At 71.0% G+C, this 10,504-nt stretch carries 10 protein-coding genes; 7 read left to right on the forward strand and 3 right to left on the reverse strand.

From position 1 onward, the window contains the following. Positions 1-61: 61 nt before the first annotated feature. On the reverse strand, positions 62-1,318 hold the full coding sequence (locus WG209_RS24710; RefSeq protein WP_337177782.1) for a glycosyltransferase: 1,257 nt from the start codon (positions 1,316-1,318) through the stop codon (positions 62-64). Then, complete coding sequence (locus tag WG209_RS24715; RefSeq protein ID WP_337177783.1) at positions 1,315-2,319, reverse strand: DUF1573 domain-containing protein; 1,005 nt, start codon at positions 2,317-2,319, stop codon at positions 1,315-1,317. The genes WG209_RS24710 and WG209_RS24715 overlap by 4 nt, the downstream gene beginning before the upstream one ends. A gap of 334 nt (positions 2,320-2,653) precedes the next feature. On the opposite strand from WG209_RS24715, the gene WG209_RS24720 reads away from it, so the two are divergent. From WG209_RS24720 to WG209_RS24750, 7 genes are all read left to right on the forward strand, one after another. Further along, the gene (locus WG209_RS24720) at positions 2,654-3,121 is read left to right on the forward strand and encodes an STAS domain-containing protein (protein ID WP_337177784.1); all 468 of its coding nucleotides are present in this window, start codon (positions 2,654-2,656) and stop codon (positions 3,119-3,121) included. A 22-nt stretch (positions 3,122-3,143) separates the two neighbouring features. Further along, a complete protein-coding gene (locus tag WG209_RS24725) occupies positions 3,144-3,506 on the forward strand; it encodes an STAS domain-containing protein (RefSeq protein WP_337177785.1) in 363 nt (120 codons plus the stop codon). Positions 3,507-3,626: 120 nt separating this feature from the next. After that, positions 3,627-4,028: a PilZ domain-containing protein gene (locus WG209_RS24730; RefSeq protein WP_337177786.1), complete on the forward strand. Its 402-nt coding sequence runs from the start codon at positions 3,627-3,629 to the stop codon at positions 4,026-4,028. A gap of 83 nt (positions 4,029-4,111) precedes the next feature. Continuing rightward, positions 4,112-5,272 carry a hypothetical protein gene (locus WG209_RS24735; RefSeq protein WP_337177787.1) on the forward strand — a complete coding sequence of 387 codons (1,161 nt, stop codon included), beginning with the start codon at positions 4,112-4,114 and terminating at the stop codon, positions 5,270-5,272. 612 nt (positions 5,273-5,884) lie between these two features. After that, the gene (locus tag WG209_RS24740; RefSeq protein ID WP_337177788.1) at positions 5,885-7,165 is read left to right on the forward strand and encodes a hypothetical protein; all 1,281 of its coding nucleotides are present in this window, start codon (positions 5,885-5,887) and stop codon (positions 7,163-7,165) included. Beyond that, the gene (locus tag WG209_RS24745; protein ID WP_337177789.1) at positions 7,162-8,703 is read left to right on the forward strand and encodes a hypothetical protein; all 1,542 of its coding nucleotides are present in this window, start codon (positions 7,162-7,164) and stop codon (positions 8,701-8,703) included. Before WG209_RS24740 ends, WG209_RS24745 begins: the two co-directional genes overlap by 4 nt. A 553-nt stretch (positions 8,704-9,256) precedes the next feature. Next, positions 9,257-9,742 carry a TraR/DksA C4-type zinc finger protein gene (locus WG209_RS24750; RefSeq protein WP_337177790.1) on the forward strand — a complete coding sequence of 162 codons (486 nt, stop codon included), beginning with the start codon at positions 9,257-9,259 and terminating at the stop codon, positions 9,740-9,742. Positions 9,743-9,810: 68 nt separating this feature from the next. Here the strand turns inward: WG209_RS24750 and WG209_RS24755 are convergent. After that, positions 9,811-10,504 (reverse strand): molybdenum cofactor guanylyltransferase (locus tag WG209_RS24755; protein ID WP_337177791.1); only part of this gene is annotated, 694 nt, incomplete at its 5' end.

The following is a 10,504-nucleotide window of genomic DNA, read 5'->3' on the forward strand; positions in this document are numbered from 1 at the left end:
GCCCGGCCGCCCCGTCGGCGGGAGCAGGTCGGCGATCAGCGCGAATTCCTCGTCCTTCAGCTCATAGCGTCGCGTCATCGCGGCCTCCCTGGTGAAGCCGCCATCGTAACGCTTTACGAGCCGTCAGACAGAACCTAGGAGAGGTCCCTTGGGGCGCGGTCGCGCGGGCGACCGTCGCCACGACACGCGCGGCGGTCTTCGCGCAGGTGTTGGCCGCGGCGTGCTCGAACCGCCTCGCCGCGCGGCCGTCGTCCGAGCGCGCCGCGACGATCCGGCCGACCATCGCGACGAACTCGTCCCGCGTCTCGGCCACGTCGAATAAATGGGTGTAGAGCCGGCACTCCGGGACGGCCGTGGCGACGATGGGGCGAGTCGCCCCCATGCCGTCCATGATCTTCGTCGGCGAGCAGGCGCGGTTGAACGGGTGATCGACGAGGTAGGGGATCAGGTTGACGTCGAACGCCTGGTAGTAGGAGGGCAGCTGGTCCTGACGTCGCCAGCCCAGCGCGTGGACGTTGGGCCGATCCAGGGTCCGCCGGCACTCCGCCCGCCACGGCTCGCCGCCGGGATCGGGAGCCCGGCCGATCAGGACCAGCGACGCGCCGGGGAAGGCGTCGGCGATCATGTCCAGCAGCGTCCAGTCGAGCCGATCTTCCAGCGAGCCGACGTAACCCAGCAGAGGTCGCGGGAGCGCGGCGAGCTCGGCCGGCGCGGGCCCGGGGCGATCGAGCGGCGCGCTCGCCAGGAAGGCCGACGGGGTGCCGTGGGGGATGTGGTGGATTCGGTCCGCGGCCGACGGGACGCGCCGCCGGAACTCCTCCGCCTGCGTCAGCGCGGTGCAGACCGTGGCGTCGGCGCGGTCGATCAATTCGTCCTCCTGGCGGCGCAGCATCTCGGCCTGGCCGGGCCAGTAGAGGGCGTAGTCGTCGAAGTTGTAGTAGAGCAAGGCTTCGGGCCGGAGGAGTTCCGCCAGCCGGACGTAATACGGGTAGGTGGCGACCAGCGCGCCGGCCGCGTCGGGGCGGTCGGCCCAGAAACGGCGGATCGAGCGGGCGATCGGCCGCATGCCCAGGGCGGGGAGCCGCTTGAGGAGGCCGGGGGGGAGCAGCACGTCGCGCGTCCATCGCCTCGCGCCGGCGGGCCGGGTCCGGGTCGATGGGGACCAGGGCTTGATCCCCTTCCGCCAGCCGTTGCGGTAGTCCATGCAGCGGAGGGCGAGGACGTCGATCTCGTCCTCGTCAAGCTCGCGGAAGAGGTGATCCGTGGTGGCCCAGTTGACGTCGGCGACGGCCAGCGCGAGGCGATCCCTCGTCGTCATGGCGCGACCGTGGCGAACGCCTTCAGGGTCGCCTCGGGCTCGTCGGGGATGTCGGTCTGGACGGTCATCACCGAGTGGAACGCCCCGGGGTCGGCGGGGGCGGTCAGCGTCAGCTTGACCTGGTGGACGGCCTGGGGGCCCTTGGCCTGGTCGTCGGTCTTGAGGTCGTCGCGGGTGGTCGCGAGCCGGGTGATGCTGAACGGCCTGTCCGACCGGACCAGGACGGTCCGGGTGACGCTCTGGCCGGGCTTCACCTGGCCGAAGTTGACGATCGCCGGCGTGACGGCCACCGCTCCCTGGATGTTGGCGACGACGGAGATGGGGATCTTCTCCCCCTCGTTGGTCGTGAGCGTCACCTCGTCCTTGAGCGAGCCGTTGGGGGCGTCGGACTTGAGGGTCGCGGAGAGCGTGAAGACGGGATAGCCCTCGAGGGAACGGCCGGCCTCCTGGAACTGGGCCTCCACGCGGTCGGTCTGGGTGTGCATCGCGGTGACGGCCCAGTCGGGGCGGCCGCCGGCGTAGGTGAGGTTCAGCGAGGTCGTCGGCGGGGTGGACGAGCGGCGGACGATGCCGAAATCGAGCTGGCCGGGGTTGGTGACGATGTCGCTCCGGATGAAGCAATTCGTGTTCAGGTCGACCTGGACGTAGGAGGGGCTCTCGAAGATCAGCGTCAGCCCGGAGGGCTTATGCCCCTGGAACCGCGTGGTGTCGACGGTCACCTCGATCGTGGTCCGGGTGCCGGGGGGGATCGTCTTGGCGCCGACCTTCACGTCGGTGCAGCCGCACTTCGTCCGCCACTCCAGGATCCGGATGTCGGAGTCGCCGCGGTTGACGATGGGGAAGGCGTGGCGGAGCTGCGACCCCCGCGCGACGGTGCCGAAGTCGAACGTCCGCTCCGGGAGGGCGTCGTCGAGCCACTCGTACCCCTGGCCGAGGGCCGATCCGCTCGAGGCCCCGAGCACCAGGACCATCAGGCCCGCGTAATATCGCATCGAACGCATCGCGGCGGCTCCGAGCGGATCGAGGAAGCTCCCGTCGCATCCCTGCGGACGCCCCCATTGTAGCCGGGAATCGGCCCGGCGTGATGGGGCGTCGGCCGGCGTGGCGCCTTCCCTGACGACCAGGGATCGGCCTCGCGGGGCCTCCGGGGCGAGTCGAAATCCCGCAACCGCACGCGGGAGTTCCGATTACGACGACTCCGCCGACGGCGCGGGCGACCGCGCCTGGAGGGGATCGCCGCGCGATGCTACGATCTTATCGCGACGGCGTCGAGGCGCCACCCGCGGCGAGGGCCGCGGAGGATCGGCCTGGCGCGAGCGCCCCGGGTGTCCATTCATGCTGAATCCGTCCGTCCAGGTCCACGCGGCCGACGATCACCTCCTCGCCGAATTCTGGGACTGCCTTCGCCTCGATCCGGCACCGACGCTGGAGCTGCGCGGGATCTACGACCGACACGTCGAGGCTGGCGGGCCGCCCTCGGTGGTGATCGACCTGGAAGGGGTGGGATTCGCCGGCTCGTCGGCGCTCGGGAATTTCGTGGCACTCCAGCGGTCCGCCAGGCAGAATGGGGGGCGCGTGGTCTTCTGCCACGTCGATCCCACGGTGGCGGAGGTCTTCCGGGTCAGCAAGCTCGACAGGCTCTTCGAGTTCGTCGCCGATCGGGAGGCCGCCAGGGCCGCCGTCCGTCGCGGCGACTCGCCCGCGCCCGACGAGCCCGAACCGGCCCCGCGCCGCCCGCCCGGGCCGACCTCGCCGGGCCTCGGCCGACTCCGCCGCAGGCGCCCCGGATCCGAACCCGACTGAACGACCCAGCCAGGACCCCCCCATGCCCCCAGCAGAGCGGATCACCATCTCCGAGGTCGACGGGGTCAAGGTCGTCCGCTTCCTCGACCGCCAGCTGTTCGACGAGCGCACGGTGCGCGAGGTCGCCGACCAGATCGCCGACCGCCTCCCCAACGACGGCAAGCCGATCCGGGTGGTGCTGGACTTCACCGGCGTGGGCCTCATCTCCAGCACGCTGCTGAGCAAGCTGATCCTGCTGCAACGGCGGGTGGACGGCACCCAGGGCAAGCTCCGGCTGTGCGAGCTGTCCCCGGTGCTCCAGCAGGTCTTCCGCACCTCCAACCTCGACCGGCTCTTCGGCGTCGACCGCGACCTGCGATCCTCGTTGGAAACCCTCCACGCCTGAGCCCCAGTCGCCACGTCGCGCGGATTTCCTCCGACGCGACCGGCCCCCCGCGCGGACGCGGCCTAGCGTTGTCATAGTCAATGACGACCCGGATCCGCGTTCATTAGGGAGGCTGCTTCATTGGAGACGCGACGCACGACCGGCCGCGGGTCGGCCTCGGGCCACGCCCGCCGGCGAGGGCCCCATATCTCGCTGGAGCGCCGGCTTCACCCTCGCCTGCCCGCCGTGGATTATCGCGTTTGGATCGGCGGCTGGCGCTCCGGGGGGGCGGCGTTCGAGACCGTCGCGGCCCGCCTGGAGAATATCAGCCGCGGGGGGGCCCGCGTCGTCTCCCCGCTGGCCTTCGCCGAGGGGCAGGAGGTCTGGCTCAGGCTGGCGAGCCCGGCCTACGCCGGCTGCGTCCGCGCCGACGTGCTGGAAGTCTCCACCCTCGCCGGCGGCGATCACGCCGCGCGACTCCAGTTCCGGGAGGAATGCCCCGCGCCGTTCCTCGAAATCGCGACGCGAGGGGGCTTCGCCTGATCCTTGGGGGGGGGCGGCGGCGGCCCGAGAGTTGCGACACGACGTATCTCATCGTGATTCCGAAACTTGGAGGATCCAAATCGATGAGCCACGTCACGATCGACGACCTCGCCGGGCTCCTGAAGCCCGCCGCCTCCCCGGCGATCTCGCTGTACCAGCCGACGCACCGCGCCAACCCGGACCGGCTGCAGGACCCGATCCGGTTCAAGAATCTCCTGGCCGCCGCGGAGCGGTCGCTGGCCGAGAAATACCCGGGTCGCGAAATCGATTCGCTCCTGAAGCCGATGCGGGATCTTCAGGACGATTACCAGTTCTGGAGCCACCAGGAGGACGGGCTGGCGATGTTCCGCACGCCCGACACCTTCGTCTATTATCAGGTCCAGCGGCCCGTGGCCGAACTGGTGGTGGTGGCCGACAGCTTCCACGTCAAGCCCATACTCCGCATGGTCCAATCCGCCGACCGCTTCCAGGTCCTGTGGCTTGACCGCGAGAACTTCCGCCTCTTCGAGGGGAACCGCGACGTCCTCGACGAGGTCGACCTGGGCGACCTGCCCTCGACCATCGTCGAGGCGCTCGGGGAGGACCTGACCGAGCAGCACGAGATGGCCTGGACGCCCGGCCCCGCGCGAGGCCCACAGGGCGATCCGGCGTTCCATCCCGGGATTGGCGGCCGGAAGGATGAGAGGCGGACCGACAAGGAACGCTTCTTCCGGTTCGTCGACCGCGCGGTCGAGGACCGCTTCTCCAAGCCCTCGGGCCAGCCGCTTATCCTGGCGGCGCTCCCCGAGTACCAGACCGAGTTCCGCAAGCTCAGCCGCAACTCCGCGATCCTCGCCGAAGGGATCGCCGTCGACCCGGGGGCGTTGACGGTCGACGGCCTCCGCGATCGAGCCTGGAAGGTGGTCGAGCCGAGATACCTGGCCCGGCTGGCCGGGCTGAAGGAGACCTTCGGCGCGGCCGACGCCGCCGGCAAGGCCGTCTCGCGCGTCCACGACGCGGCGCGAGAGGCCGCCGCCGGGCGGATCGGGATGCTGATGATCGAGGCCGACCGGATCGTGCCTGGCCGACTGGACCTGGAAGGGGGCGGCAAGGTCCAGCGGACCCAGTCCCTGGACGACCCCGGCGTCGACGACCTGCTGGATGACGTGGCCGAGGCCGTCCTCCGCTCCGGCGGCGAGGTCGTCGTCGTCCCCGCCGATCGGATGCCGACCGATACCGGCCTGGCCGGCGTGCTCCGCTACTGAGCCCACCCGTCGCGTTGGCTTCGTTCGCGCGCCGAGGTTTGCGTGTCCTTAATCTCAAGCCGTATCAGGATACCGAGTTGTACCTGATACGGCTTGGCTTCGTTCGTCGTTTTCGAAGTGCTTTTCTCGCGCCAATCCCGGAACCGCCGAGCGTGAAAACGCGGATTCCCGCCCTCGCCGTGAAAGGGTGATCTGAAAGGCCGGGCGAGGGTCGCCGGATCGTAGAGACGGCGGCGATTCATGGTCTCCGCGCGCCGGCATGCCTGCCGCGCCGCGACGACCCTCGCCCGCCGCCAACGCGGCTACCGTCTACCGGCGGGAGAGGGGACGAATTAGGACGAGGACCCGCCTGGGGCCTTCGATGCCCTACTGCTCCCGGGATGTCAAAGAACACGGTCATCAAGTCTTTGGCAGGATCAGCGGCGGGAGCCTCGCGATTTCAGGAAACCGGAGGATTTCCCCCGGGCCGGTCGTCGGCGGGCGGGAGCGGCGTTGACCCGCCGCTGGCGAGCCCCCATAATTCCCGTGATCCCATCTTACGTTCGTCGTGGTTCGGACGCGGCCGGGCTGATCGTCGGTAGGTCAGGGGGCCCTCCGGGGAGAGGTGGTTCCTTGGGGCTCATCGTCCGCGCGAAGAACTGGATCAGGGGGCTGTCGGCGCCGGAGGCCGAGGTCCAGTATTACAACGTGCTCTGCCCGATGGGGCATCGCGTGCGCGGCCAGCGCACCGAGGGATACCAGGCGCTGCGTTGCCCGGCCTGCGGCGAGGGCGTCTTCGTCCTGCCGGCGAGCGCCCTGCCCGACCCCGGCCCACGCGTGGCGTCGCCGGTTTCGCGCCGGCCCGCCGGGTCGTTCGCGTCGTCGATGCCCGTCGAAGAAGGCCCGATCGAGCTTGAGGACGCGGTCGAGGCGACGGTCGACGTCGCCGGTCCCGCGTCTCGCCCGACGCGGGAGATCGAGATCCCCTGGGAGGACGACGCGGACGCCGCCCCGAGGCCCGAGCCGCGCCGACCCACCCGCCCGCGCCCCGCCTCCGACGTCGAGATTCCCGCCGCGGCGCACGCGTCGGAGCCGGTCGTCGATCGTCGCCCCGCGCGTCCAGCCCGCCGCGGCCGTCCGGTCGTGGAGATCGAGCCCCGGCCTCGCGGGAGGTCGACGCGGAAGCCCCTCTGGATCTTCGCCCTCGTCGCGCTGGTGGTCGTCGCCACGATCTCCCTGCGAGTCTGGCGGACCGTCCGCCAGAGCTATCCGCAGGTCGCCGAACTGGGGCGCGTCGAGGGGATCCCCGCGCTGGAGGCGGGGGACTTCGACCGGGCCCATCAGCTCCTCGCCCCGGCCAGGCAGGCCGTCGACGCGCTGGGGGGCCAGGTGGAGGACGCCGACCGCATCCGCCAGGCGGCCGACGAGGCGGCGCTCTACGTCAACCTCGCGAGCCTCGGGCTGGAGGAGATGCTCGACGAGGCGGCGCGTGCGACGACCCCGGGCGAATGGGAGTCCCGGTTCAGCGACCGTTACAAGGGGCGCGGCGTCCTGTTCGACTCCAAGATTCGATCATCCCCGGCGGACCCGAGCGGGCGGTATGAGATCGAATACGTGGTCCTCCCCACCGACGACGCCGGGTCGTTCCGCGCCGGCGGGGCGCGGCCCGATCGGTCGGCGCGGGTCGACTTCCGGGGGTTCGAGCTGTTCGACCTGGCCCAACCGAAGGCCGGAGACAAGGTCGTCTTCGGCGCCCGGCTCGCGGCGCTCGAATACGACGCCGAGGACCGCGGCTGGGTCGTCCGGCTTGAGCCCAAGAGCGGGCTGTTCGTGCAATTCCACGAGGCGCTCGCGGCGCTCGGCTGGCCCGACCCCGACTCGTCGACCGTCCCCATTGAGGGCATCGAACCATGATCCGCGCCATGGCCCTCCTCTTTTTCTCCCTCGCGGCCCTCCGCGCGGCCGGGGCCCAGGAGACGCCGATCGCCGTCGAGCCGGCCGACCTGATGAAGCGCGACGACCTCGTCGGCAAGCTGGTGAGCGTGGACGACCGGATCCGCTTCTTCCAGAACCATCCCCGCGTCGGCTACGACGAGCTTTATCTCAGGCGCACGCCCGTCCCCGTCCGGCTGCCCGAATCGCTGAGGCCGAGCACGCCCCCCCGCAACCCGGCGGCGATCGTCCGAGGGCGGCTGACGCGCGACGGGACGCGACTCTACCTGGACGCCGAGGCGGTCGAACTTCAGCCGGCCGACCTGGAGCGGCTCGACAAGGCGGTCGCCGCGCTCCCCGCGCGCGACTTCGAGCGTCGGCGCGAGTGGTCGCGTTGGGCCGCCGCCCGCGCGAAGGACTTCGGCGATACGCCCCTCGCCGCCCGCGCGAAGGCCGTGGAGGCCGAGGCCCTGCGGATCGAGGCCGACGACCGTCGGGGGACGGTCGACGCCCCCCGCGAATGGCTGACGCTCGCGCGTCAAGGTCGCAAGCAGGGAGTCGCCGAGCCCGCGCCGTCGGCCCTGGCGCACCGGGCGTTCCGCGCCATGCTCGCCTCGGCCGCCAGGCCCGCCGACCTGGAGGCGCTGAGGGCGGACGTCGAGGAGCTATTCCCCTCGGCCGCGACCGACGCCGCCGGCGCGGGGTCGATCGCGGGGGCGTTGGCGGAGCGGTACGAGCAGGATCCGGCGGCCGCTTACCGGGCCGCCAGTCCGGAGGAACGCAAGGGCCTGGATCGCCGGCTCTGGGCCGACGTCGTCCAGAGGTTGCTGGAGGCTCGCGTGGCCGGGGACGTGCGATCGGCCCTCCAGGCGGTCGACGACGCGACCCGGCTGGTCCCCGAGCGTCCCGCGCTGGCGGCGAAACTCGTCGAGCAGGCCCGGCGGATCGCCCGCGAGCGGATGGATGGGCTGCGCATGGCCGACGTGAAGACGATCGGCGAGCTGCTGCGGGAGCGGGCCAACGACCCGGCGGCCGAGCTTGCATTCTATCGCGACTGGCTCCAGCACCGTCGCGACCGGCTTGGCGACGCCGACGCCGAGGGGCCCATCGCCCTGGCCGCGGATTACGAGGCGCTCCTCAACGACGCCGAATCGGCGCGCCAGCTCCTGGAACGCGCGCGGAAGATCGCCCCGGACTCGGAACTCGTCGTCGAGGCGTTCAAGCTCCGGGGCTACCGCCGCGAGGGAGATGAATGGGTCAAGGACGCGCCGGCCGTGGCGGCCGGGACGGACGCGCCGCCTCCCTCGGACGAGGGGCAGGGGCTGCGGGGAAAGACCCCTGCGGAGGTCCGCGCCGCGCTCGGGGTGGGGCCGGACGGCCGGTCGGTGGTGGCTACCAGGGGCCGCACCGTTTTGCAATGGACCTTCGACGGGCCGCGGCAGCGGCGGTACGTCAATTTCCTCCATCTGCCCGGCAGCGCCAGCCCGCGCGTGACTTCCGACTTCTTCCTGCCGCGCTGAATTTGAGGGCGTCGGCCCGTCGCTCCGCAACCCCGATTTTCGACATTTTCTCGGCGGCGGGGATTTTTTCGTTGATTTTCCGGGAATCAGGCACACAATAGCCTCGATTTCCCGCCCCATCGCCCTCCTAATTCAAAGGGCCGGACGCCGCCCGCGCGGTGAACAACGTCCGGCCAGGTTGAATCGAGCCGACGAGCGCGTGGCCCTGAGCCGCGATGTCGAGCGTCGGAGGGCGGGAACGAAATCCTAGAAAATTCGTCAAACCTTTCGGCGCGGTCGACGTAATACCCTCGACCCGCCCGAAATGCCCGACCTGGTCCCGACGGGCGGCGCCCACTTTGCTTGAGACGGTGTCGCATGTAGGCGTGGCGGGATCGGTCCCGCCGCCGGAATCCGGCGGATCGGTCGGTCGGGGTATTTCGGTGAGCTATCTTCTCCTTGACCCAGCATTCGCGCCGCCCTGCCCGATCGTGGCCGCCTCGCGGCGGGCCCGATCCCTGGCGGCCGGATTTCAGCGACTCGGCAGCTAATCTTGTCACCCGGAGGTGTAACGATGGCCCGCAAAGACGCTCTGCATCGCCTGACTTCTCGGCTGGTCGCCCGCCGGGACGCCCTCCGCAAGGCGCTCTCCGGGGACCTCGAAGCCTTCCGTAAGTTCTCCGAGGCCGGCGGCATGGCCGACAACATCGACGCCGCGGTCGACTCGGCGAACGACGAGATCAGCTCTCGCCTGGTCGAGATCGAGAGCCGCGAGCTGGGCCAGATCGAGCACGCCCTCCAGCGCATCGCCGCGGGCGTCTACGGCCGCTGCGAGTTCTGCGGCGGCAAGATCGCGGAGCCCAGGCTCAACGCCCTGCCGTACACCAACAGCTGCATCGACTGCCAGCGCGAGAACGAGCGGCTCGGCCAGTACGGCCGGTCGCTGGAGTCGGACGCCCACCGCTGGGACAAGGTCTACTCCAAGTCCTCGGACGACGAGGGAGACGCGCCGATCAATCTCAGCGACTTCGAGGTCGATTTCAGCGACTCCGCCCGCTGACGAGCGGGCCCTCCGGGCATGGGTCGGGTCGCAAGGCGAGGGTCGTCCGGGCTGGTCCCGCGCGGCCCTCATCCCTTTTCGAACCGGGACGACTCCCTCTCCATCCGGTCGAGGGCCCGGCGATAGTCTTCCGGGCTGTCGAGATCCCGGAACAGGTCGCCCGAGGGGTCGACCGTCGCGAGTTCATCCTCGCGCAGCCACTGAACTGCGAGGCGGTCCAGGAGCGAGACCAGCTGCCGCGACCCTTGCGCGTGGAGCGAGGCGACCGCCTCGCGGGCCGGGCCGACGCGATAGAGCGCCGCGAACGGCTGAACCCGACCGCCGATCTTCGCCGCCGCGGCGTCCGCGTCGCCGATCCGCCCGCGCAACAGGCGGGGCCAATCCGGCGTGAACCCAGGCGCGTCGACCGCGGCGAGGTACGCAAACTCCGCCGACGCCGCGAGGGCGTCGAGCGCGGTCGAAAACCCATGTAATGGGCCGAGATACGCCGAGGCGTCGCGGACGATGCGCGCGCGACCGGCATCGAGGTGGGGGAGCGGCTGGCCGGGGGCCGCCGCCACGACGACGTGCTCGAAGGCATCCAGGAGTTGGCGCGTCGCGCGTTCGAGCAGCGTCTCGTCGCCGAATGGGAGGTCGGCCTTCGATTGGCCCATGCGGCGGCTCGCCCCGCCGCACAGCACGATGGCGACGACGTCTCGCATGGCGATCACCGTGGGCGTTGGGGGGCGGGGGGGGGGGGGGGGGGGGGGGGGGGGGCCCCGC

The sequence above is a fragment of the Paludisphaera sp. genome, from assembly GCF_037189885.1.
Classification (GTDB): Bacteria; Planctomycetota; Planctomycetia; order Isosphaerales; family Isosphaeraceae; genus Paludisphaera.